Here is a 24,373-nt window from a genome sequence, read left to right as displayed (position 1 = left end):
GATGAAGGAGTTCCCATGCCGCCGCACCTGATCGATGGTGAACCGCACGATCACAGCCACGACCGGCCCAAGCGCGATCGGGTTCCCGGTGAGGCGCTGCGCGTCGGCATCGGCGGCCCGGTCGGCTCGGGCAAGACCGCGCTGGTCGCGGCGCTGTGCAGGCAGCTGCGCGACGAGCTCTCGCTCGCGGTGCTGACCAACGACATCTACACCACCGAGGACGCCGACTTCCTGCGTCGCCACGCGGTGCTGCCCGACGAGCGGATCACCGCCGTGCAGACCGGCGGCTGCCCGCACACCGCCATCCGCGACGACATCACCGCCAACCTCGACGCCATCGACGACCTGGTCGCGGCCAACCCGCCGCTGGACCTGATCCTCGTCGAATCCGGCGGCGACAACCTCACCGCCACCTTCTCCTCCGGCCTGATCGACGTGCAGATCTTCGTGATCGACGTGGCGGGCGGCGACAAGGTGCCGCGCAAGGGCGGCCCCGGTGTCACCTTCTCCGACCTGCTCGTGGTGAACAAGACCGACCTCGCCCCGCTGGTCGGCGCCGACCTCGGGGTGATGGAGCGCGACGCCGCCAAGGTGCGCGAGGGCAGGCCGACCGCCCTGATCTCGCTCACCGAGGACCCCGCCGCCACCCCCGTGCTCGCCTGGGTGCGTGAACAATTGCGCGTGGTCGCCGAGCAGGACGCGGCCGCGGGCGTTGCACACTGAACTGAGCATCGTCGCCGCACCGGGCCGCCTGCCGCGCATCGAGGCGATCGGCGGCCTGGCCGGGCGCCACACCGGCACCGACACCGTGCACCTGATCGGCACCGCCGCCACCCCGCTCGGCGGAGACGAACTCGACATCCGCGTGGTGGTGCTTCCCGGTGCGCGACTAGTTGTCCGCTCGGTGGCGGCGACGATCGCCCTGCCGAGCACCACGACTCCGGTGTCCTCGGCGCGCTGGCACTTCGAGGTCGGTGCGGAGGCGGAGCTGGATTTCGACCCGGAGCCGACAATCGTCGCGGGCGGGGCACATCATCACGCGGTGACCACCGTCGTGCTCGGCGTCGGAGCGCGGTTGCGGTTGCGGGAACGGATCCAGCTGGGCCGCAGCGGTGAGGACGGCGGCGGCTGGCGCGGTGATCTGATCGCCGACGTGGGGGAGCTGCCGCTGCTGCGGCACCGGCTGGAACTCGGGGCGGGCACGTCTGCCGACGACCGGCTGAGCGCAGCGCGAGCGCTCGACAGCGAATTGCGCTATCCCGACGATCGACCCGCCTGGTCGGGCGGCCTGGACGCGGTCCGGCTGCCCCTGGCCGCGGGCGGCTCCCTGGCGACCCGCACGAGTGCGCGCCTGCACGCACCGGTTGCGGTCGGTTAACCGATAAGTGGTGGGAGCCGGACGTATCCGACTCCCACCACCCGGCACACCGACGATCAGGCGATGGCCGACTCGTTGTCCTCGGCCTCGACCGTCTCGAGCGCGTCCTCGCCGTCGACGGCATCGGGCGACATTCCGCGTGGCGGCGCGAGGAAACCGTTCGTCGCACCGACCACGGCGCCCACGCCGGCACCGACGATCGTGGCGGGCACCGACACCGCCATGTATCCGGCCACTCCGCCCAGGATCGGGCCCGCGACCAGGCCTACCGGGAAGAAGACGAGCCCGGTGACGAGCCCGGCCACCGCGCCGACCGTGCTGCCCATCATCGCGGCCGGAATCGCCACCGTCGACCCGACTGCGGCACCGCGCGCGGCGGTGCCGAGGGTCTCCTGGGCGATCCGGTCGGAGCGACTGCGCTCGAGCCCGATCGAGTCGAGGAACGTCGCGAGGTTCGCCTCGGTGTTGGCCGAGGCGTCGTTGATCTGGATCGACGTCTCCACCGGAACGAAATCGGGCACCGGAACCTGCTGGTCACCGAAGCGGAACTGGCCCGGCGGCGGCAGGATCGGCGGAACCGGCGCCACCGCGGTCGGCAGGTGCAGCGGGCCGACCGGAGACAGGTAATCGGTCTCCGGGCCCGTGCGTGCCCACGGCAGCGAGCTGCGCGTGTTCGCGGGTTTCGGCGCGGTCACGTAAGGGGCGGCATTGGGCGCGACCGCGTCGTACTCCGGTGCGATCGGCTGCTGTTCGGGCTGCGTCACCGCCGCCTGCGCGGGATCGGCATTCGCGGTGCCCGTGCCGATCAGGGCCATGACCAGGGGTACCGCTCCCGCCGCGACGACCGAACCGACCTTCTGTCGCTGCGGGCTCGGCGCCCTGTGTTTCCCCGTCGCCATAGATCACCTTTCATCCGGGGGATTTGGTCACACATATGACCTCCGACATTCGGACCGGTGCCGTGGGCGGATGGGTCCGAAACGTCGGCAGCCCGCAATATCGGTGTGCCGGAAGGTAACCGGAGACGACAAAAGCCGGATGGTTCGAAGGAACCATCCGGCTTTCGGGCAGGTGTGCTACCCGGACTTGCGCTCGTCGATCTGTTTGCGCCCCGACGGTGGGGCGCCGAGGTGGGCGGCGAGTTCGTCGGCTTCGGAGACGTCGGAGTTGACCTCCTCGATCGCCAGGCGCGCGAACACCCACTGCTCGGTCGCCGCCATCTGACCGCGGTTGCGGCCGAGGAAGGAGACGAACCAGCCGATCACGGTGACGATCCGGCTGCGGTAGCCGACCAGGTAGTACAGGTGCAGGGCCAGCCACGCGAGCCAGGCGAGGAACCCGCTGAACTCGAGCTTGCCGATCTGGCAGACCGCGTCGAAACGCGAGATCGTCGCCATCGAGCCCTTGTTGAAGTACTTGAACGGCTTGCGTTCGGCCGGGGTCTGCCCCTTCAGCCCGGCCTTGATGGCCTTGGCCGCATAGGTGGAACCCTGGATCGCGCCCTGGGCCTGGCCGGGTACACCCGGCACCGACATCAGGTCGCCGACCACGAAGACGTTCGGGTGACCCTTGACCGTGAGATCGGGCTCGACGATGACGCGACCGGCCCGGTCCACCTCGGTGCCGTCGGAACGCTCGGCGATCATTTTGCCCAGCGGGCTGGCCTGCACGCCCGCCGACCACACCTTGCACATCGCCTCGATGCGGCGGGTGCTGCCGTCCTTGTCCTTGACGACGACGCCGTGCGCGTCGACATCGGTCACCATGGCGTTGAGCTGGATCTCCACGCCCATCTTCTCGAGCCGCTTGGCGGCCTTGGCACCCAGCTTCGGACCCATCGGGCCCAGCACCGCGCCCGCGCCCTCGAGCAGGATGACGCGCGCGTCGCGCGGGTCGATGGTGCGGAAGGTGCCGTCGAGGGTGCGGTCGGCGAGTTCGGCGATCTGCCCGGCCAGCTCGACACCCGTGGGGCCCGCGCCGACGACGATGAAGGTGAGCAGCCGGTCGCGTTCCTCCTGGGTTTCGGCCAGCTCGGCCTGCTCGAAGGCGCCGAGGATGCGGGCACGCAGTTCGAGGGCATCGTCGATGGTCTTCATGCCGGGCGCGTAGGTGGCGAAGTGGTCGTTACCGAAGTAGGACTGCTGCGCGCCGGTGGCGACGATGAGGCTGTCGTAGGGAGTCACTGTGTCGCGGTTGAGCAGTCGCGAGGTGACCGTCTGGTTCTTCAGGTCGACGTCGATCACATCGCCCATCAGCACCTGCGCGTTCTTCTGCTTGCGCAGCACGAGCCTGGTGGCCGGGGCGATCTCGCCCGTGGACAGGATGCCGGTCGCCACCTGGTACAGCAGCGGCTGGAACAGGTGGGTCGACGTCTTGGAGATCAGCGTGACATCGACATCGGCCCTGCGCAGGTGCCGGGTGCCGAACAACCCGCCGAACCCGGATCCGATCACCACCACGCGGTGCCGCTGGTTCCCGACAGACTGAGTGCTCATCGTCCTGACTCCTCGGCTGACTGGGGTGATTACAGAACCGACCTTACGGGACGTGCCGCCTCAGCGACCCGCAAGGAGCAGCTGGGCGACCTTGGTGTCGGTCTCGGCGCCCTCGGTGTAGCCGCCGTCGGCGCCGAGCGCGTTCATGATGGCCAGGGTATAGCGCTCGCCCTCGCCCGCGACGCCGACCGAGTTGACCACCCAGCCGTCGGCCTCGGCCGACCAGCCGTTCTTCAGGCCGGGTCGCATCGCCGCACCGGCGCCCCACACACCCCAGTGCTGGTTGGAGTCGACCGAGCGCATCCGGTCGAGCAGGTAGGCCAGGTCGTCGGGGTGCATGGTGTCGAGGATGGTGTTCATCAGCCGGTCCAGGTCGGCGGCGGTGCACTTCTGGAACGACCAGTCCGGGAACAGCGCGGTGTTGGTCGGCTGCGGGATCAGGCTGACCATGCCGTACGCGCGGAAGGCGTTATTGTAGGCCATCCGGTCGAAGCCGATGTACTTGTGCCACAGCACATCCGTCGCCTGGTCGTTGGACGTGGCGAGCATCGCCTCGATATTGCCCCGGTCTTCCGGCGACAGCGCGATGGCGCCGACGCGGGCCCGGTTGAGCAGGTCGGCGGCGATGGCCAGCTTGATCGTCGAGGCGGTCCACACCTGGTTCTCGGCGTGTTCGTTGGCGTAGATGCCGCCGGTGACGCGGTCGCGCAGCACGTAGCCGACGACGCCGGGGCGGCCGGCCAGGTAGCTGTTCACGCGCGCGATCCGCGAACTCATGTCGCAGTCGAATCCGGACAGGCACGCCTGGGTCAGGACCGGCGCGGCCTGCGCGGTGGCGGTGAGTACGGGGACGCCCGGGGTGAGGGCGGCCGCGGCGGCGAGGAGACAAGCTGTTGCTGCGACCCGGGAAACGACGCGGGTGGCGGGGGAACGGTCACGCACGAGGCACCACACTGGCACATCGGCGGCCCGGGCGCACCCTTCGCTGCCGAATCGTCACAAATCGGCCTTGTGGCACAGCGGGATTGCGATCAGTGATGCGCGGCGTGCGGGGTGGCGATGGGGCAGCCGTTGAGCCGGTGGCAGTGCTCGAACGCCTCGCCGTGGCGATCGAGGGGCCAGGTGTGCAGCACCTGGTCGGGGCCGTATCGCCGGGAATTGATGAGTTCCCAGCAAGCGCCTGCGCGGCGGACGACGAATCCGGCGTCGGGAACCAGGGCAATCACCTGCGCGATCATGAACCGAACCCGCCTTTCGTACTGCGGCCGAACCGTCCCACCCGAGCCAGCAGAGTCCCACGCCCCGGTTTCGTCCCGGCGCAGGCGTGGCCGGTAACGCGTTGCAGTGTGGTCTATTTCACTAGCCCTTGCCGGGGGTGCGGGCGGGGTCGCATGATTGCGGGTCGGTCGCTGGGCGTATAAACGACGGATGCCGTTGCACCTCCATCGCGCCGAACGCGCCGACGCGCTGGCCGACGGTCTCGGGCAGGTGCTCGCGGTTGCGCCCGGTGATCCTTTCGCCACCGAGGTGGTCGCCGTTCCCGCGAAAGGTGTCGAGCGCTGGCTGGCGCAACGGTTGTCCGGTGTGCTCGGCGTGGGCGGCGCAGGCGACGGGGTAGCCGCCAATATCTCCTTCCCGTCACCTGCCGCGCTGGTCGCCGACGTGCTGGCCGCCGCGAACGGGATCACCGCCGAGGACGACCCATGGTCCGGGCAGCGGGTGGTGTGGTCGGTGCTGCGGGTGATCGACGAGGTGGCCGCCGAACCGTGGGCGGCGGTGCTGGCCCGCCATCTCGGGTTGCCCGGCGGCGATCACCGGCTCGGCAGGCGCTATTCGACCGCCGCCCACCTGGCCGCCCTGTTCGACTCCTACGCCGCCCAGCGCCCGCGCGTGCTGCTCGACTGGGTCGCGGGCGACGACGGCGACGGCGCGGGCGGCCCGGTGCCCGACGACCTGGCGTGGCAGCCGAAGCTGTGGCGCGCGCTGCGCACGGCCATCGGCTCCCCGAGCCCCGCCGAACGGCTCGCCGACGCCTGTGCCCGGCTGCGCGCCGACCCCGCGTCCGTCGACCTGCCCGAGCGCCTGTCGCTGTTCGGTCTCACCCGGTTGCCCGCCGACCAGCTCGCCGTCTTCACCGCCCTCGCCGCCCATCGCGATGTGCACCTGTGGCTGGCACATCCGAGTCCGGTGCTGTGGACGGCACTCGCCGATGCTGCCGGGTGCGGTGGCACCGGCGACGCATCGTCGCCGCGGTCCGGTACGGCTTCGCCGAGCACAGCTGCGGTTGCGCGGTTCGATCTCGAGTCTCCCGGTGGTCCACCGGTCGGGGACGGCTCGGATCCGGTCGCCGATCGGGATGGGCCGGCGCGGGCGAATCCAGCTGAGTTTCAGAACTTTTCGGCGTCGCCCCGGTCTGCCGATCGGACCGCGGATCACGTTTCGCACCCCTTGCTCGCCGGCCTCGGCCGTGATGTCCGGGAGCTGGAGCAGCGGCTGAAACCGTTGCTGGACAGCGATAGTCATCTCCCGGCGCGACTCGATTCGACGACCCTACTCGGCCGGGTGCAGTGCGCGATCCGCGATGACCGTGCCCCGGAGGCGGGGGCGGCGCCGGACGGCAGCATCGAGGTGCACGCCTGTCACGGTGCGGCCCGGCAGGTGGAGGTGCTGCGGGATCTGTTGCTGCGCACGTTCACCGCCGATCAGACGCTGGAACCGCGCGACGTGCTCATCATGTGCCCGGACGTGGAGGCCTATGCTCCGCTGGTGCGGGCAGCCTTCGGGCAGCGCGGGGCGGGCACCGGGGATCAGCCGGTCGCCGGTGAGCATCCGGCCCATCAGTTGCGGGTGCGGTTGGCGGACCGGGGCAGGGCGGTGACCAACCCGATGCTGGCGGTGGTGATCGATCTGCTCGAACTGGCCGACGGGCGCGTCACCGTGACGCAGGTCCTCGACCTGGCCGCCGCCGAAAGCGTGCGCCGCCGTTGCGGTTTCGACGACGACGACATCGAACGACTGCGTGGCTGGGCCGCCGAGTCCGGTGCGCGCTGGGGTATCGGGCAGCGCCAGCGAGAGGCGTTCGGCCTGGCCGACTTCGCCCAGAACACCCTCAACGCCGCCGTGGACCGCATCCTGCTCGGCGTCACCGCCGACGAGTCCGGTGACGACTGGCTCGACCTTGCCCTGCCCCTCGACGACGTGGACTCCAACGACGTCGACCTGGCGGGGCGCTTCGCCGAGTTCGTCGACCGGGTCGCGGTCTGCCTGCGCGACCTGCGCGGTCCCCGTCCCGCCGCCCAGTGGACGGCGGTGCTGCTGCGCGCGCTCGAGCTGCTCACCGATGTGCCGGACTCCTACGCCTGGATCCGGGCCGAAGCGCGCCGCGAGATCGTCGCCGCCACCGAGCACGCGGGTGACGCACCGCTGCGCCTGGCCGATGTCGCGGTGCTGCTGACCTCCCGGCTCGCGGGCGCACCCGGCCGCGCCAACTTCCGCACCGGTGAACTCACGGTGTGCTCGCTGGTCCCCATGCGATCAGTGCCGCACCGGGTGGTGGTGCTGCTCGGCCTCGACGACGACATCTTCCCGCGTACCGGCAGCGTCGACGGCGACGACCTGCTGGCCCGCGACCCGCTGATCGGTGAACGCGACGCCCGCAGCGAGGACCGGCAGCTGCTGCTCGACGCGATCATGGCCGCCACCGAACAGCTGCTGGTGCTGCACACCGGCGCCGACCCGGTCACCGGCGCGGCCCGCCCGCCCGCTGTCCCGGTGGCCGAACTGCTCGACGTGCTCGCCACCCACGTGGGCTCGGCCGCGATGTCCGACGTGCACATCCGCCATCCGCTCCAGGCCTTCGACCGGCGCAATTTCGCACCGGAGCGCCCACGCAGCTTCGACACCGTCGCCCTCGCGGGCGCCCGCGCTGCCGCACGTCCGTCCCGCCCGCGCCCACCGCTGCTCGCCGAACCACTCCCGCCCGCCCCGCCCGCGGACGTGGCACTGGCCGAACTGATCGCGTTCGCCGAACACCCGGTGCGCGCGTTCCTGTGGCAGCGGCTCGGGCTGCGGGTCCCCGAGGAATCCGAGGACATCGCCGACCAGTTGCCCATCGAACTCGACGGCCTGGCCAAATGGGACCTGGGGGAGCGGATGCTCACCGCCCGCCTCACCGGCGCCGACCCGGCGGGCCTGCGCGCGGCCGAATGGCGACGGGGGACGTTGCCGCCCTTCGGTTTCGGCACCCGCGTGCTCGACGAGGTGGAGGGCACGGTCGACACCATCGTGCGCACCGCGCTGCCCGACTACGAGGCGAGCCCGCGAGCGGTGGACATCGCCGTCGACCTGGGCAACGGTCGCACCCTCGCCGGTACCGTCCCCGAAGTTCGTGGCGAAACCCTCGTCCGCACCACGTATTCCCGCCTGGCCCCCAAACATCGTCTGGCAGCGTGGGTTTCGCTGCTCGCGCTGGCTGCCACCGAGGACCGGTCGTGGCGGGCGATCAGCACCGGTCGCGGCCAGTTCCGCAGCCGCCCCGTCGCCCGGTCGATCATCACCGCACCCGAACCACCTGCGGCACTGGCGATCCTGCGCGATCTGGTCCGTCTGCGTGACGAGGGCCTGTGCGAACCCCTGCCCGTCGGGCCCACCGCCACCGCCGCCTACGCCGAACGTCGCTTCCGTGGCGACAGCGTCGCCGACGCCCTGCTCGCCGCCGAACACGCCTTCGACGGCGGCCCCAACGGCCCCGACAAATTCGGTGACCACACCGACCGCTACCTGCGCTACATCTGGGGCCGCGCACCACGTTTCGAGCAGCTGATCGCCGAACCCGCCCGCCCCGGCGAGCCGGAGACCACCCGCTTCGGTGCCATCGCCCGCCGCTGGTGGGGCCCGTTGCTCGCCGCCGAAAATCAGGGGCAACCATGAAGACATCGCTGCCCGTGGGGGCGCTGTGGGCGACCGAGGCGGGCTGGGCGCGAGCCGGTTGGTACGAGGGGCCGAAGCGGTGACCGGGATGATGTCGGCCCCACCGACCGAGGCATTCGATGCGGCTGGTCCGTTGCCGCAGGGCACCACCGTGCTCGAAGCGAGCGCGGGCACCGGCAAAACCCATGCGATCGTCGGGCTGGCGGTGCGGTATGTGGCCGAGCAGGGGATCTCGATCACCGAACTGCTGCTGGTGACGTTCAGTCGCGCCGCCACCCAGGAACTGCGCGAACGCACCAGGGACCGGTTCGTCACCGTGGCCACCGCCCTCGCCGGACCTGCTGCCGCACAGGCGCATCCGGACGAACTCGTGCGCGCACTCGCCGCCGCCGATCCGGCGACGGTGCGGCTGCGCCGCCGCAGGCTGCTCTCCGCTCTCGCCGATTTCGACGCGGGCACCATCGCCACCACCCACTCGTTCTGCCAGCGCATGCTCGACGAACTGGGCCTGGCGGGCGAACACGAGCCCGGCGCGCGGTTGGTCGAATCGGTCGACGACCTCGTCGCCACCGTCACCGACGACCTGTACCTGGCCCGCTACGCCCGCGACCGCGCGCCCTTCACCCTGCGCGACGCGCACATCCTCGCGCTGGCCGCCGTCCACGACCGGCACGCCGAACTAGCGCCACGCACCGAGGGTGCCGCGGGCGAACGGGTGGCGTTCGCGACCGCGGTGCGCGCCGAAACCGACCGCCGCAAACGCCGTGCGGGACTGCGTGACTTCGACGATCGGCTCGTGCTGCTGCACGACGTGCTCGCCGACCCGGTGCACGGCCCCGCGGCCTGTGCCCGCATCCGCGAGCGCTACCGGGTCGCGCTCGTCGACGAATTCCAGGACACCGACCCGCTGCAGTGGGACATCCTGCGCCGAGCCTTCCACGAACACGCCACCATGGTGCTGGTCGGCGACCCGAAACAGGCCATCTACGCCTTCCGCGGCGCGGAGGTGCTCAGCTACCTCGACGCGGTGGCGCACGCCCGGCAGCGCAGCGAACTCACCCGCAACTGGCGCAGCGACGCCGGACTGCTGCGCGCGATCGATCACCTCTGTGGCGGCGCGGAACTCGGTCATCCGGAGATCAGCGTGTACCCGGTCGCCGCGACCCGCGCCGACACCCGGCTGCACGGCGACCCGGAAGTCGTCACCCCACTGCGACTGCGGGTACTGCCGCGTACCGGTGCCGGGCCGCGGAACAAGTCGGGATTCCCGTCGGTCGGCAGGCAGCGCGCGAAAGTCGCCGAGGATCTCGCCGCCGACATCGTCACGCTGCTCGAATCCGGCACAAGCATCGAGGCCAAACCCGAACGCGGCGCAGACTATTCGCTCACCGAGGTCGGCGACGGCCGGGTGCGCAGACCGATCGGGCCCGGCGACATCGCGGTCCTGGTGCGCACCCGCACCCAGATCGACGTGGTGCGCGCCGCCCTGGACCGGGTCGGTGTGGCCTCGGTACTCGCCGGTGGCACAAGTGTTTTCGCGACCCCGGCCGCCACCGACTGGCTGTGGGTGCTGCGCGCACTCGAGCAACCCCATCGCGGTGACCGGGTGCGGTTGGCGGCCTGCACGCCGATCCTCGGCGTCACGCTCGCCGAGATCGATGCCGGTGGTGCCGATCTCGTCGGCCGGATCTCCACACAGCTGCGTGAGGCGGCCCGGCTCTTCGCCCGCGCCGGATTCGCCGCCGTCTTCGACAAACTCGCGACCGAAACCGAACTCGCGCCCCGACTGCTCGCCGTCGACAACGGCGAGCGCGAACTCACCGACCTGCGCCACCTGGCCGGTCTCCTCGACGAAGTGGCCCACACCGAAGGGCTCGGTCTGACCGCCCTTACCCGCTGGCTGGCCGACCGGGTCCGCGACCCGGAGGCCGGTTCGGTGAGCGGGCGCAGCCGTCGCCTCGACCGCGACGCCGCCGCCGTGCAGATCGCCACGGTGCACGCCAGCAAGGGACTCGAATTCCCCATCGTGTACCTGCCTTTCGCGTGGGACAGTGCCAAGAACCCCTACCCGGCGACCTTGCTGTTCCACGACGACAACGGCACCCGGGTGCTCGACATCGGCGGCAAGGACGCCCCCGGTTACGGCGAACGCCAATTGCGCTGCGAGGCCGAGGAATCCGGCGAAGAGTTGCGGCTGCTGTACGTGGCGGCGACCAGGGCGATGTGCCAGGTGGTCACCTGGTGGGCGCCCGCCGTCACCACGGGTGCCGCGCCACTGCACCGGATGATCCTCGGTCGCCGTCCCGGCGCGTCGCAGGTACCTCGGCGTGCCGAGATTCCCGCCGACGCGGCTGCCCTGCAACGCCTTTCGGAGTGGGCCGCCCCGGCCGCCGACGTGATCTCGGTGACGGCGGTCGACCGCCCCGAGAACGTGGCCCCGCGACGGGTGCGCACCGAACTACCCACCGGTGAGCTGGCAGCCGCCGAATTCGACCGGCCCCTCGACCAGCTGTGGCGACGCACCTCCTACTCGGCCCTCACCGCGGGCGCGCACGACCTGGCCTCGGTCAACGACAGCGAACCCGAGGACGGGCCCGGTCCCGACGACGAACCGGACACCCCGCCGCTCGACGTGCCGACGGTGGTCGCGGCGGCGCCGTCGCTGATGAACGCCCTGCCCTACGGCGCCGAATTCGGCACCCTGGTGCACGGCGTGCTCGAAACGGTCGACACCTCCGTCGCCGACCTAGCCGCCGAGGTGCGCGCTCGGTGTGCCGAAGCGGTCGAGCACACCATGGCCGAACTCGATGTCGACCTGCTGTCGGAGGCGTTGTTCCAAGTCCTCTGCACGCCGACCGATTTCGGCTCGCTGGCCCGGATCCCGACCGGGGACCGGCTCAACGAGCTCGAATTCGAACTACCGCTCGGCGGCGGTGACGACCCGCGCGCCCGGGCCGCCACCCTGCGCGATATCGCCGCCCTGCTGCGCACCCACCTTCCCACGGACGACGACCTGGCAGGCTATGCCGATCACCTCGCCGCCCTGCCCGAGACGGTGCTGCGCGGTTACCTCACCGGCAGCATCGACGCCGTGCTCCGGGTTCCCGGCGACGGTGATCTCCGGTACGTGATCGTCGACTACAAAACCAACCGGCTCGGCACCGGCGACCTCACGGTCGAGCACTACCGTCGCGAACACATGCTCGCGGAAATGGTCCGCTCCCACTACCCGTTGCAGGCGCTGCTGTATGCCGTCGCACTGCACCGCTATCTGCGGTGGCGCCTGCCGAACTACGACCCGGCCCGCCACCTCGGCGGCGCCCGCTACCTGTTCGTCCGAGGCATGATCGGCGCCGACACTCCACCCGGTCACGGCGTTTTCGACTGGTACCCACCCGCCGAACTCGTTGTGGCACTGTCGGATCTACTCGCCGGGGAGGGCCGTCGATGACCCGTGCAACTGTTTCCGCTCGGTGCGTCCGGTCGACCGACGCCCGAGGATCCGCACCGACGGATCCGGGCGCGCATCGGGGAGTGCACCCGCACCTTCGACCCGACACGGTCGTGCGGCCGGCCCTCGGCATGCGGGGACATTCCAGGACAGCGATGTCGGCGGATGATCGCACCCGCGACGAAGACGAGCGTCGCGCCTATGGGCGGCGGATCGGTGGGAGGGCGGGAAGGTGACATCGATTCAGGTGGCGCAGCGGGGGACCGGGCTGCTGCGGGTCTTCAACGAGGCAGGTGTGCTGTCGGCCGCTGACGTGCATGTGGCCGTGCGGTTGGGCCGGCTCGGGCGTGAGGACAGTGAGGATGTGTTGTTCGCGGCGGCGCTTGCCGTGCGCGCGGTGCGGTCGGGATCGGTGTGTCTGGAACTGGCGCGGATGCGTGAGATCGGTGTCGACGCCGACGAAAGTCGCGATGCCGTAACCGGAATCGATCCCGCGACGCTACCGTGGCCGGAGACGGACCGGGTGCTCGCGGCGCTGCGGGCCAGTCCGCTCGTGCAGGGTGGCCGGGCCGGACCGTTGCGTCCGCTGCGGGTGGTCGAGGCCGATGCCGACGGTGGGGCGCTGCTCTACCTCGACCGCTACTACCAGCAGGAACAGACGCTGCGCCGGGCGCTCGTCGAACGCAGCGCCGACCACCCCGTCGTCGACACCGCGCTCGTGCGTGCCGAACTCGACCGCCTGTTCGCCGACCCTCTCGGCGGAGGCCCCGATCGGCAACGCCTCGCCGCCGCGCTGGCCGCCACCCACTGGACCACCGTCGTCGCGGGCGGTCCCGGCACCGGCAAGACCCACACGATCGCCCGTATCCTCGCCCTGCTCACGGCCCACCGTAGGGCCACCCCCAAACTGCCCGCCCTGCGCATCGCCCTCGCCGCCCCCACCGGGAAAGCGGCCGCCCGCCTGCAGGAAGCCGTGCGTGACCAAGCCGCCGAACTCGGCCTGCCCGAGCTCACCGCGTCCACCCTGCACCGCCTGCTCGGCTGGCAACGCGGCCGCACCACCCGCTTCCGTCACCACGCCCACAACCGCCTGCCCTACGACGTGGTGGTCGTCGACGAAACCTCCATGGTCTCGCTCACGATGATGAGCCACCTGTTCTCGGCCCTGCGCCCCGACACCCGCCTCATCCTCGTCGGCGACCCCGACCAGCTCGCCTCCGTCGACGCGGGGGCCGTCCTGGCCGACCTCGTCGCCGGTCCGGTCGTCGGCGTCCCGAACCCGGCCCTGCGCGAACTCCTGACGTCCGACACCGGGTCAGCATCCGCTGTCGCTCGCGCGGGGGAGGAGACCGCCTCCGCCGATGACTCTGCCGTTGTGACCGATGCGGTGGCAAGAACCCCTGCCGGTGATGGGGGAAGCGTTTCTGCGAATCCGGCTGTGCAGGATGTCGATTCGCTCAGTGCGCTGGAGATGCGGCGTCTGCAGGGTGGCATCGTCCGGCTGACCCGTGGGCGTCGCTTCGGTGGGCGGATCGCGGATCTGGCTGTCGCCGTCCGAGCGGGCGACGCCGATGCGGCGTTGGCGATTCTGCGCGCCGGGGGCGACGACGTATCACTGTGTGGCCCTGACGATATCCGTGCGGTGCGCGCCGATGTGACCACCGCCGCGCTCGCTGTCACCGAGGCGGCGGAAGCCGGTGACGCGGTCGGTGCGCTCGGCGCGCTGGAATCACATCGTCTGCTCTGCGCGCACCGGCAGGGCCCGTTCGGTGTGGAGCGGTGGGACCGGATGGCGGCCGAATGGGCGGCTGCCGGTGGCGCGGGACCCGAAGGGCCGCAAGCGGTGTGGTATCCGGGTCAACCGCTGCTCGTCACCGCCAACGACCACGAGGCGCGCATCTACAACGGCGACACCGGTGTCATCATCCGCCGACCCGACGGTTCCCTGCGGGCGGCCCTGCAACGCGGCAGCGAGCCCTATCTCGTGCATCCCACCCAATTCCCCTCGGTCGTCACGGTTTTCGCGATGACCATCCACCGCAGTCAGGGCAGCCAGTACGACACCGTCTCGGTGGTCCTGCCCGAACCCGAATCCACGCTCCTCACCAGGGAACTCCTCTACACCGCGATCACCCGCGCCCGCACCCACGTGCGCATCATCGGTACCGAGGACGCCATCCGCGCCGCCATCGCCCGCCGCGTCCTGCGCGCCAGCGGCCTCACCCGCACCACCCTCGCCACCTGAGCTCCGATCGAGATCACCACGCTCTGATGGCGGGATTTCGGGCCGAAACCCGCCGTCAGATCGTGGTGATCGAGTGTCCAGGTCAGCGGGCGGAGCTGCGGGACAGGTTCCAGGCCCACCAGGGGTCGTCGTCGAGGCCTCTGCGGATGTTCGGCTCGATCTGGGCGCGCAGGGGGTCGGGCAGACCCTCCAGTGCCGGGAGGATATCGGGGGACAGGGACGTCAGGTAGTCGGCGTCGAGCCGTCCGTTCTGTTCCCAGCGGGCGATATTCCGTTCGGCGACAAGATGTTCGGGGTTGATCGCCGCGAGCGCGACGAGCGTGGCCAGGGCGGTGCCGACGGCCGCGCGCGGCACCCAGCTCCAGTGCAGCCGCGCGATCGCGACCAGCATCAGCACGTACAGCAACCCGACCCACAGCTCGCACATCGACACCAGCAGACGCAGCACCGTGAACCCGTAGGCCTGCTGATAGGTCCACATGCGGCCGAGCGCGGAGACGACGATGATCAGTGTCAGCAGGCTCACCACGCCGAGCAGCACCCGCACCCACAGGCGGTCGGCGGCGTTGTCCTTGGCCGAGAAGTGCAGGACCGCGGCGATCACGGCCAGGGCGAGGATGCTCACCGCCGACAGCTGCCAAAACCCGCTGCGCGCGTATTCGGCGTAGGTGAGTCCCGCGGTGCGCTGCACGTAATCGTCGCCGCCGAAGAGGGCGACGAACTGGCCGCCGAGGAACACCCCGAACAACACCGCAAGCACCGCGACCGGCAACGCCCACTCACTGCGCGTCCACAACCGGCTCGGCCGTCCGGCATCGCCTGCGGCGGGAAGCGGCCCGGCCAGCAGATACAGCGCACCCAACGCGCCCATCCCCAGCACGGCGAACATGAACAGCCACTCCCACGCGGCGGCCGAGTCCACCTCGGGCACCAGCCCGCTCAACAGCGTCGCGAACGTCGCGTCGGCCCCACCGAGCAGCGGCACGAACACCACGAGCAGCGCCGCCGTCGCGGCCACCGAAGCCCCGTACCGCCGCACCCGCGACAACTCGCTCGTCCCGGCCCGCCGCACCCCCGAAAACGCCCACGGCACAGCGACGAACGACTCGACCGGCACCGCGATCATGTCGAACCACACACCCCGCGTACTCCGCCGCCCCAACACCGCGAACGACCCAGCCACACAGGCCCCGACCACACACCACGCGAACAACCACCCCGCCGCCCGAACAGCCCCGACCCCCAACAGAACCAGCGCCAACCCGACCCACCATCCACGTCCCCACCGCAACGCCACCCGCTGCACCACCCCCACAACCGAACTGCCATCAGCTGCCCGACTCGTAGCGGCTGCCGGTTGCGGTGTGCGCTTCACGCTCGGACTGACACTTTCGCGCGGACTCGCACCGGATTCCGCACTCGCAATTGGGCCGCCGTCACCCGGGCTCGTGCCCGCATTCGCACCGGCACCCGCAGGAATCTCGGTGCTCGCGCTCGCGGCGGTGTTGGTGTCGGCATCTGATTCCGCGGCCGCGCTCGTAGCGGTATCCGAGCGTGCGCCGGGCGTCGCTGCGGCCGGCATCGAGGGCGTGATGGCCTTCGTCTGCTCGGTCGGGGAATCGTGGGCGACTCGGGTGCCGGGCACACTCGGTGCCACCGTCGTGTCGGCGGCTGCCATCGGCTTTTCGCGAAGATTCGCTGAATCGCCCTCGGACGCAACAGGAATTCGCTCCGGCGTTTGCGTCGAACTTCTGCGCGCCCGCTGGTCGACGGCGCAGAGGGTGGCGGTGATGGCGGTGCCGGTGAGGAGCCAGCCGATGCCGGGGCGGTCGGTGGGGATCACGGTGGCGCCGATGACGCCGACGAGCGCTGCGGCCGGAAGGACGCCGGAGGGGCGGGCGACGCGGCGCCAGCGCGGTGGGGTCGGGGGACGTGGTGGCGCTGCGGTGTGCCGAATGGGTGACATCGGTTCCACGGCGGCTGCCTGCCAGCCGGAGGTCCAGGACGGGGGCGTGGAGCTGTGCGATATCGACCGGCCTGCGGGGGATGTCGTCGGCTCGACCACGGAGCCTTGTGATCCGTTGGGCGCGGCCCTATCGGGTGCGGGGGTCGAATCGGACTGGACAGGTTCGCGCGCCTCGGCGGTGGTGTCAGCGCCGGAATCGGCAGTTGCAGTGTCCGAATCACCGGACTGCGCGGTATCGGACGGCTGATTGCCCTTCTGGGAGAGCAGCGCCGTGGTGGCGGCGGCCTGCGCGATGATCGCGGGGCCAACAGAATTCGCGGTCGAATCGCCGGAATCGGCGCCGTGGTGCGTCGCTCCGAGCCCGCTCTGTTCCTTCGCGCCGGGTGGGGCGGCATCGGGTGTCGCCTCGGACCGGCCGGTGTCCGGCCCGGCGAGAGCGACGGGGCCGGCTTCTGGGCTCGGCTCGATTCGGCCCTCGGGTGCGGCGGGTGCGGGAGAGTCTCCGCGATCCGCATCTGCCCCAGCAGCGTCCGCCGGGTTCGGTGTGGCATCGGGCAGTTCGTTGTCCTCGCCGGACCGCTCCGTGGTCGATTTCGTCATGTTTCCCCTCGAGATAGGTGTGCTCGTCCACCCCCGGGACCAGTGGACGGGGGGTGGTGATGTGCGTGAGTCAGGAAGTGGGCAGGACTACCCGGATGCGCGAGCCGGGGTCGGCCACCGCGATCGTGCCGCCGTGCAGGTCGACGACCCAGCGGGCGATGGCGAGGCCGAGCCCGGTACCGCCGCCGTCGGTGCGCCCGCCCCGGGTGAAACGGTCGAAGACGGTGGCGCGGTCGGCTTCCGGGATGCCGGGGCCGTCGTCCTGGATCTCGAGTACCACCGTGTCGACACCTGCGCGGGCGGTCACGCGTACCTCACCGCCGGCGGGCCCGTGCCGGGCGGCGTTGTCGAGGAGGTTGAACAGCACCTGGTGCAGGCGGGCGCGGTCGCCGAGGACCACCGCGTCGGCCGGTTCGACCGTCGTGGTGAACCGCACCCCGCGACCGAGCGCGGCCGTCATCACCTCGGCCTCGGCAATGGCCTCGGTCAGAAGTGTTGTCAGCGGCAGGGTTTCACGATCCAGGGGACTGGCCCCCGCCTCGATGCTCGACAGGTCGAGGAGTTCGGCGACGAGCAACCCGAGCCGTTCGGTCTGTGCCAGCGCGGTGCGCAGGGTGGCCGGGTCGGGGTCGCTCACCCCGTCGACGATGTTCTCCAGGACGGCGTGCAGCGCGGTGACCGGTGTGCGCAATTCGTGCGACACGTTCGCGATGAGATCGCGGCGCTGCCGGTCGGCGGCGGCCAGATCGGCGGCCATCTGATTGAACGCGGTCGCCAGCTGGCCCACCTCGTCCCGCGACGACGCTCGCACCCGGAAACTGTAGTCGCCCTGCGCCATTCGCCGGGCCGCTGCCGTCATCTCACGCAGTGGCCGGGTGATGCCGTGCGCGAGGATCTGCGAGGTGACCAACGCGATGAACATGGCGGTGAGGGTGGTGAACGTCGGCAACCAGCCGATCCGGAACCAGAAGTAGGCGAACGCCACCGCACCCGAACACACCATCAGCACAGCGAGTTTCAGCTTGATCGAGCGCAGCGGGTCGAGCGGGCGGGGCAACCGGTCGGCAATCCGGTCCAGCGCGGTCGGCACACTCATCGTGCGTCCAGGGCGTAGCCGACACCGTGCACGGTGCGGATGAGGTCGGCACCGAGCTTGCGCCGCAACGCTTTCACGTGCGAATCCACCGCCCGGGTGCCCGCCGCGTCCGACCAGTCCCAGATGTCCTCCAGCAACCGCTCCCTGGCCAGCACCGCACGCGGCCGCTGCGCCAACCGGGTGAGCAGATCGAATTCCAGCGGGGTGAGCCGTGCTTCGGTCTCGCCCCGCCACACCCGGCGCTCGGCGAGGTCGATCCGCAGATCACCGACGACGATGCTGCTGTCACCCCGGTCCGCGGCCCGCTCCACCCGCCGCAGCAGCGCGTGCACCCGGGCGGCAAGCACCCGCATGGAGAACGGCTTGGTCAGATAGTCGTCGGCGCCGACGCCGAGCCCGATCAGCTGGTCGGTCTCGTCGGTGCGCGCGGTGAGCATCAGCACCGGAACCGAACGCTCGGCCTGGATCCGTCGGCACACCTCGAGACCGTCGAAGCCGGGCAGCATCACATCGAGCACCACCAGATCCGGTTCCCCCGCCGCCGCGGCGGCCACGGCCGCCGGACCGTCGTGCGCCAGATCCACGGTGAATCCCTCGGCGCGCAAACGCGCCGCCACCGACTCGGCGATCGTCACCTCGTCGTCGACGACGAGGACCCGCCGCGCCGTACCCCCACTGAGTTCCATGCTGCGACCCTAGCGACCGGGTGTGGAGGGTTCCGTCGCCAAATGTGGAGATTGTGTGTGGAGTACCCTCGGCCGGGTGAACCCGCGTTTCCGCTGCACCCCGCCGCCCACCTCCTGAGCGAGGTGCCCCCGCGCGCCGCGCGGGTCGGCAGGCCCCGCCGTCGGGTCGACGGCACAGCGGTTCCGCATGTCCGCACCTCGCTTCTCGCGACCACTCATTCCTTCTGTCGCAGGAGCTTTCATGTCTTCTCTTCTCGCCGGGCGAGCGTCCCGGCCCACCGCACTCCGCCGGGCAGGCATCACCGAACTCGTTCTCGCGGGCATCCTGTGGGGGACCGGCGGACTGCTCGGCACTGTGGTCCAGCGCGGGACGGGACTGTCACCGGTTGCGGTCGCCGCTGTGCGGCTGGCGGTCGGCGGCCTGCTGCTGCTCGGGCTGTGCGTGCTCACCCGGCGCGCGATACCGCGCGGTGGACCAGCCTGGCGTCGCATCGCCGCGATCGCCCTGCTCGCGCCGATTTTCCAGGGCTGCTATTTCGGTGCCGTGGCGCTGTCGTCGGTGAGCCTGGCGACGCTGCTCACCATCGGCATGTCCCCGGTGATCGTCGCCGGGCTCGAATACGTCACCGGCCGACAACGCCTCGATACAGGCCGCGCGGCAGGCATCGCCCTCGCACTCCTCGGCCTCGTCCTGCTGGTCGGAACTCCGGGTGCGGGCGGTTCCGGGGTGCTGATCGGTGCGGCGCTCGCCGTCGCCGCGGCATCGGCGTTCGCGCTGCTCACACTGGTCTCGGCGGCCGAGGTGCCGGGCCTGGACCCGGTGACTGCCACCGGAGTCGGATTCACCATCGGCGCGATCGCGCTCGCCGTCCCGGCCGTTCTCACCACCCGAGCCGTCGATCTCGCCCCCGGCTCGGTGGTGACGATTCTCGCGCTCGGACTGTTCCCCACCGCGATCGCATACACGCTGTACTTCCGCGGTCTCACCGGTGTCGGCGCGGGAACAGGCGCCCTGCTCGCCCTGCTCGAGCCACTCACCGGCACCCTGCTGGCGGTGCTGGTGCTCGCCGAACGCCTGTCGCCGATGGGCTGGCTCGGTGCGGCATTGCTGTCGGTCGCGCTCGTCGCGGCGAGCCGCCCGCAGCGTACTCAGGAATCCGGGAACAGACCGGGCAGTTCCATCGCGTAGGCGAGGTCGTCGCGGGTGCCGAGGGTGACCAGCAGGATGCGGATCATGGTCACCCTCGCCTCCGACACCAGGATCGGGTCAGGATCGCTGCCCGGCTCGGCATCGGCCGTGAGCCGGTACACCACGTACTCGCACACGTGCAGCGCCGCGTCCAGATCCAGCGGAGCGGGCACCGTACGGCCGAGCTCGCCGAACGTCTTGCGCACCAGATCCCGGATGTCGTCGAGCGCGCGTTCGCGATAGGCCGACACCGGCGAACCCGGATCGTGCAACTCGGCGAACAACGGCCGCAGCATCGCACCGTGCCCGCGCGCCCAGTCCACATAGGCGTCGATGAGCCGGATGCCCAACTGCACCGGCTCGTCGGTCCCGGCCAGCGCCGCGCTGATCCCACCGACCAGCCCGTCGTTGCTCGCGTCGAGCACCGCGCGCAACGGCTCGGCGGCATTGCTGAAGTACCGGTAGAAGGTCGGCCGCGCCAGACCCGCCTGCTCGATGATCTGGGCGACGCTCAACCCGCGCGAACCGTTGCGCGCGAACACCGCCGCGGTCGCCTCGACGATCCGGGCCCGCACTTCCTCGGCCTGCTCCTGGGTCTGCGGTGGCCTACCGCGACGCACCGACGTCGCCTCCTCGGTCATCGCACCTCCACTCCGTCGGCGAACTCGCTGCCGAAAGCTTGACACGAACCCGGGCCCACGCATTAATCTAACACTAGTGTTCAGCAAATAGCCGAATATCCGCGCCTGCACCGCGCGACCACCTGGTGAGGAGAAGGGCCGACAATGACGACCGCCCCTGAATTGACCGCCGAACCGACCGCGCTGCCGAAAACGCTGGTCAAGCCTCTGTTCGACCGGGCCGTCGCCGGTGGCGCACCGTCGGTCGAGGTCTTCGCTCCCGCCACCGGCCACAAGATCGGTGACCTGCCCCAGTCCTCGGTCGCCGATATCGACCGCGCGTTCGCCGTCGCCCGGCACGCGCAGCGCGATTGGGCCAAGGTGCCGGTCAAGCAGCGCGTCGAGATCATCCGCCGCTTCCACGACATCGTGCTCGCCGAGCAGGAGACCGTGCTCGACATCGTGCAGACCGAGACGGGCAAGTCGCGCCCGCACGCCTTCGACGAGGTCGCCGATGTCGCGCTGAACTCGCGCTACTACGCCGCCGTCGCCCCCAAACTGCTGGCCGACCGCAAGCCGCGCGGTGTGCTCCCGGTGCTCACCGCCGTCGATGTGCACAACCGCCCCAAGGGCGTCGTCGCGGTCATCTCGCCATGGAACTACCCCCTCGCCCTGTCGGCCTCCGATGCCCTGCCCGCCCTGATCGCGGGCAACGCCGTGATCGCGCGCCCCGACAACCAGACCGCGCTGTCGGCCCTGTGGGCCATCGACGCCGCCGAGCGCGCGGGTCTGCCGCGCGGGCTGTGGCAGGCGGTGCTCGGTCGCGGCCGCGAGATCGGCGGCGACGTGATCGCCCGCGCCGACTACGTCGACTACACCGGTTCCAGCGCCACCGGCCGCACCATCGCCCAGCAGGCGGGTGAACGCCTGATCGGCTACTCGCTCGAGCTCGGCGGCAAGAACCCGCTGCTCGTGCTCGCCGACGCCGACGTGTCCAAGGCCGCGAAAGTGGCTGTGCGCGCGTGCTTCTCCTCGGCCGGCCAGCTGTGTGAATCGATGGAACGCATCTACGTCGACGCCTCGGTCTACGACCAGTTCGTCGCCGAATTCGTCGGCAACGTCAAGAACATGTCGCTCGGCGGCGAGCTCGACTACAGCCGCGACATGGGTTCGCTGACCTTCCAGCGCCAGCTCGACACCGTCACCGCCCACGTGGACGACGCGGTCGCCAAGGGCGCCAAGGTACTCGCCGGTGGCCGTCCCCGCCCCGACCTCGGCCCCTACTTCTACGAGCCGACCGTGCTCGTCGACGTGGCTCCCGGCATGACGGTCTACCGCGAGGAGACCTTCGGCCCGGTCGTCTCGGTCTACAAGGTGGACTCCGACGAAGACGCCATCGAGGCGGCCAACGACACCGCCTACGGCCTCAACGCCAGCGTGTGGAGCCGCGACGTGGACCGGGCCCGCGAGGTCGCGGCACGGATCAACGCCGGATCGGTGAACGTCAACGACGGCTTCGCCGCCGCGTGGGGCAGCATCGACGCACCCTCGGGTGGTCTCGGGATCTCGGGTCAGGGCCGTCGCCACGGACCCGAGGGCCTGCTGAAGTACGTCGACACCCAGACCGTCGCGGTGCAGCGCGTGCTGCCGATCGGGCCGCTGCCCGGGATGTCCGAGCAGCTGTGGGCCAAGACGATGACGCTGGTTCTCGGTGCCATGAAGACGCTGCGCCAGAAGTAGCGCGCACGAACGAGCAGGGGTAGGTAGCACATGAAGATGGAATCGGTCGCGGGCAAGCGGGTGCTGGTCACCGGCGCCGCCATGGGTCTGGGCAAGCTGTTCGCCGAGCACGCGGTGCGTGAGGGCGCCGACGCGGTGGTGCTGTGGGACATCAACGAGATCGCCTTGCGCGAGACTGCCGCGCAGCTGTCCGCGCAGGGCGGCAAGGTGCATCAGTATGTGGTCGATGTGTCGTCGCAGGATTCCATCCGAGAGAACGCCGAGGCGGTGCGCAAGGAGATCGGCGGCATCGACATCCTGGTCAACAATGCCGGGATCGTGCGCGGCAACACCTACTTCTGGGAAACCGAGAACCGCGCCGACATCGACAAGACCATGGCGATCAACTCGCTGGCCCCGATGTACGTCACCCTCGAGTTCCTGCCCGGCATGGTGGCCGGTGCCGGTCAGGCGCGCATCCTCAACATCGCGTCCTCGGCCGGTCTGGTCGCCAACCCGCGCATGGCGGTGTACGCGGCGTCGAAGTGGGCGGCGCTGGGCTGGTCGGATTCGGTGCGGCTCGAGCTCGAGCAGGCCGGCCACCACCACGTGAAGGTGACCACGGTCTGTCCCACCTACATCAACACCGGCATGTTCGACGGCGCCAAGGGCATCCTGTTCACCCCCATGCTCGAGCAGAACGACGTCGTCGACACCTCCTGGCGGGAGATGAAGAACGGCGGCGCCCTGGTGGTGTTGCCGTGGACCTCGCGGATGAACCGCGCGCTCACCGGCCTGCTGCCGATCAAGATCCGCGATCTGTACCTCAACGCGGTCGGTGTGTACCACTCGATGGATCAGTTCACCGGACGTAAGTAGCGGTCGCGATGCCCTCGTCGGCCTGATGGTCGGCGGGGGCATCGTTGTGTCTGCTCAGTCCCGACGGGTGCCGATCACCACGGTGGCGTAGTACTCCTCGGAATGCTCGACCCGGGGTGCCAGTCCGTGTTCGCGAAGCACGGTCAGCGCCGAATCCACCTGCCCCGTCCCGGTTTCCACGTATACGGAGCCGCCAGGCGCCAGCCACTCCGCCGCCCCCTCGGCGACCCGGCGGAATACGGCGAGGCCGTCGTCGCCACCGTCGAGGGCGACGAGTGGTTCGTGCTCGCGCGCCTCGGGCGGCAGATCGGCGATGCGGGCGCTCGGCACATACGGGGTGTTCGCGAGGAGTACGTCGACGTGCCCGCGCAACTCGGTGGGGAGCGCGTCGAAGAGGTCACCCTCGTAGACGGGTGCGTCCAGCGCAGCCAGATTCTCGCGCGCACACGCCACCGCCACCGGATCGATATCCGCGGCAACCAACTCGACCGAACATCCACGCCCGGTCAGTTCCGTGGCGGCCGTGAGCCCGAGTGCCCCACAACCGCAACACAAATCGACGATACGAACCGACTCCGCCGTCACGTCCCGCAGCGCCTGCTCGACCAGAAACGCCGTCCGCTGACGCGGCACGAACACCCCCGCCCGCACCCCGACCCGCACCCCACGAAACTCCACCCAGCCCAACAGATATTCGAGCGGCACCCCCGAAACCCGCTGCGCCACAAGCTCATCGAGCCGCACTGAATCAGCACCCGCCGCCTCGATCAGCAACGCCCCCTCGTCTTCGGCGAACACACACCCCGCGCGCCGCAAAGCAGCAACCACATCGACAGACCCGGTAATACCCATCCGCCGATTGTGCCCGCCCCAACAACCAGCTGCGAATCTCCCCCCAATCCGCCATGTGAGCATTCCCGGTCACACGGCACTGCTCGAGTGCGCCACCTACCGCACTCCCAGGACACGGCGCCACTCGAGTCCGCCACCTACCGCGCACCCAGCTACACGGCACCACTCGAGTGCGCCACCTACCGCACTCCCAGGACACGGCGCCACTTAAGTCCGCCACCTACCGCACACCCAGCCACACGGCACCACTTAAGTCCGCCATGACCGC

17 protein-coding genes are annotated in these 24,373 nt (G+C 70.4%); 8 read left to right on the top strand and 9 right to left on the bottom strand.

Annotation, left to right across the window (positions count from 1 at the left end; genetic code table 11):
- The first annotated feature begins 15 nt into the window (after window positions 1-15).
- Window positions 16-723 (top strand): urease accessory protein UreG, encoded by a 708-nt coding sequence (gene ureG, locus NCO8_RS01905; protein WP_067635885.1) that lies wholly within the window; start codon window positions 16-18, stop codon window positions 721-723.
- Window positions 713-1,378, top strand: coding sequence for an urease accessory protein UreD (locus tag NCO8_RS01900; protein WP_067635883.1), 666 nt, complete (start codon window positions 713-715; stop codon window positions 1,376-1,378). Before ureG ends, NCO8_RS01900 begins: the two co-directional genes overlap by 11 nt.
- Before the next feature lie 56 nt (window positions 1,379-1,434).
- Here the strand turns inward: NCO8_RS01900 and NCO8_RS01895 are convergent, their stop codons facing one another.
- From NCO8_RS01895 to NCO8_RS01880, 4 genes are all read right to left on the bottom strand, one after another.
- The gene (locus NCO8_RS01895; protein ID WP_245655204.1) at window positions 1,435-2,277 is read right to left on the bottom strand and encodes a hypothetical protein; all 843 of its coding nucleotides are present in this window, start codon (window positions 2,275-2,277) and stop codon (window positions 1,435-1,437) included.
- A gap of 177 nt (window positions 2,278-2,454) precedes the next feature.
- Complete coding sequence (locus NCO8_RS01890; protein ID WP_067491953.1) at window positions 2,455-3,873, bottom strand: NAD(P)/FAD-dependent oxidoreductase; 1,419 nt, start codon at window positions 3,871-3,873, stop codon at window positions 2,455-2,457.
- A 60-nt stretch (window positions 3,874-3,933) separates the two neighbouring features.
- Complete coding sequence (locus NCO8_RS01885) at window positions 3,934-4,827, bottom strand: serine hydrolase (protein WP_084456367.1); 894 nt, start codon at window positions 4,825-4,827, stop codon at window positions 3,934-3,936.
- Window positions 4,828-4,904: 77 nt separating this feature from the next.
- Window positions 4,905-5,111 (bottom strand): hypothetical protein, encoded by a 207-nt coding sequence (locus NCO8_RS01880; RefSeq protein WP_067635881.1) that lies wholly within the window; start codon window positions 5,109-5,111, stop codon window positions 4,905-4,907.
- 190 nt (window positions 5,112-5,301) lie between these two features.
- Between NCO8_RS01880 and recC the strand changes: the two genes are divergently transcribed.
- The 3 genes from recC to recD all read left to right on the top strand — a co-directional run bounded on the left by recC (window position 5,302) and on the right by recD (window position 14,498).
- Window positions 5,302-8,802 carry an exodeoxyribonuclease V subunit gamma gene (gene recC / locus NCO8_RS01875; RefSeq protein WP_067635879.1) on the top strand — a complete coding sequence of 1,167 codons (3,501 nt, stop codon included), beginning with the start codon at window positions 5,302-5,304 and terminating at the stop codon, window positions 8,800-8,802.
- A gap of 88 nt (window positions 8,803-8,890) precedes the next feature.
- Window positions 8,891-12,253, top strand: a complete 3,363-nt coding sequence (locus NCO8_RS01870) for a UvrD-helicase domain-containing protein (RefSeq protein WP_084456365.1) — start codon at window positions 8,891-8,893, stop codon at window positions 12,251-12,253.
- Between the two features lie 232 nt (window positions 12,254-12,485).
- Entirely contained in the window at window positions 12,486-14,498 is a 2,013-nt protein-coding gene (recD, locus tag NCO8_RS01865; RefSeq protein ID WP_067635877.1) for an exodeoxyribonuclease V subunit alpha, read from the top strand.
- Between the two features lie 82 nt (window positions 14,499-14,580).
- Here recD and NCO8_RS32250 read toward each other — a convergent pair whose 3' ends face one another.
- The 3 genes from NCO8_RS32250 to NCO8_RS01850 all read right to left on the bottom strand — a co-directional run bounded on the left by NCO8_RS32250 (window position 14,581) and on the right by NCO8_RS01850 (window position 18,846).
- Entirely contained in the window at window positions 14,581-17,064 is a 2,484-nt protein-coding gene (locus NCO8_RS32250) for a DUF4153 domain-containing protein (RefSeq protein ID WP_245655203.1), read from the bottom strand.
- Window positions 17,065-17,134: 70 nt separating this feature from the next.
- Complete coding sequence (locus tag NCO8_RS01855; protein WP_210740679.1) at window positions 17,135-18,142, bottom strand: HAMP domain-containing sensor histidine kinase; 1,008 nt, start codon at window positions 18,140-18,142, stop codon at window positions 17,135-17,137.
- Window positions 18,143-18,156: 14 nt separating this feature from the next.
- Window positions 18,157-18,846 (bottom strand): response regulator, encoded by a 690-nt coding sequence (locus NCO8_RS01850; RefSeq protein ID WP_067635873.1) that lies wholly within the window; start codon window positions 18,844-18,846, stop codon window positions 18,157-18,159.
- A 241-nt stretch (window positions 18,847-19,087) separates the two neighbouring features.
- Between NCO8_RS01850 and NCO8_RS01845 the strand changes: the two genes are divergently transcribed.
- Window positions 19,088-20,035: a DMT family transporter gene (locus NCO8_RS01845; protein ID WP_067635871.1), complete on the top strand. Its 948-nt coding sequence runs from the start codon at window positions 19,088-19,090 to the stop codon at window positions 20,033-20,035.
- Here NCO8_RS01845 and NCO8_RS01840 read toward each other — a convergent pair.
- Window positions 19,996-20,676: a TetR/AcrR family transcriptional regulator gene (locus NCO8_RS01840; RefSeq protein WP_067491967.1), complete on the bottom strand. Its 681-nt coding sequence runs from the start codon at window positions 20,674-20,676 to the stop codon at window positions 19,996-19,998. The two genes, NCO8_RS01845 and NCO8_RS01840, sit on opposite strands and share 40 nt — an antisense overlap.
- Before the next feature lie 144 nt (window positions 20,677-20,820).
- On the opposite strand from NCO8_RS01840, the gene NCO8_RS01835 reads away from it, so the two are divergent.
- Window positions 20,821-22,395, top strand: a complete 1,575-nt coding sequence (locus NCO8_RS01835; RefSeq protein ID WP_067635869.1) for a succinic semialdehyde dehydrogenase — start codon at window positions 20,821-20,823, stop codon at window positions 22,393-22,395.
- A 30-nt stretch (window positions 22,396-22,425) separates the two neighbouring features.
- Complete coding sequence (locus NCO8_RS01830; protein ID WP_067635867.1) at window positions 22,426-23,253, top strand: SDR family NAD(P)-dependent oxidoreductase; 828 nt, start codon at window positions 22,426-22,428, stop codon at window positions 23,251-23,253.
- 54 nt (window positions 23,254-23,307) lie between these two features.
- Here the strand turns inward: NCO8_RS01830 and NCO8_RS01825 are convergent, their stop codons facing one another.
- A complete protein-coding gene (locus NCO8_RS01825; RefSeq protein WP_067635865.1) occupies window positions 23,308-24,105 on the bottom strand; it encodes a putative protein N(5)-glutamine methyltransferase in 798 nt (265 codons plus the stop codon).
- Window positions 24,106-24,373 lie beyond the last annotated feature (268 nt).

Source organism: Nocardia coubleae NBRC 108252, from assembly GCF_001612805.1.
GTDB classification, from domain to species: domain Bacteria; phylum Actinomycetota; class Actinomycetes; order Mycobacteriales; family Mycobacteriaceae; genus Nocardia; species Nocardia coubleae.
The sequence above is the reverse complement of the archived record's forward strand: the minus strand, read 5'-3'. Positions and strand labels throughout refer to the sequence as shown.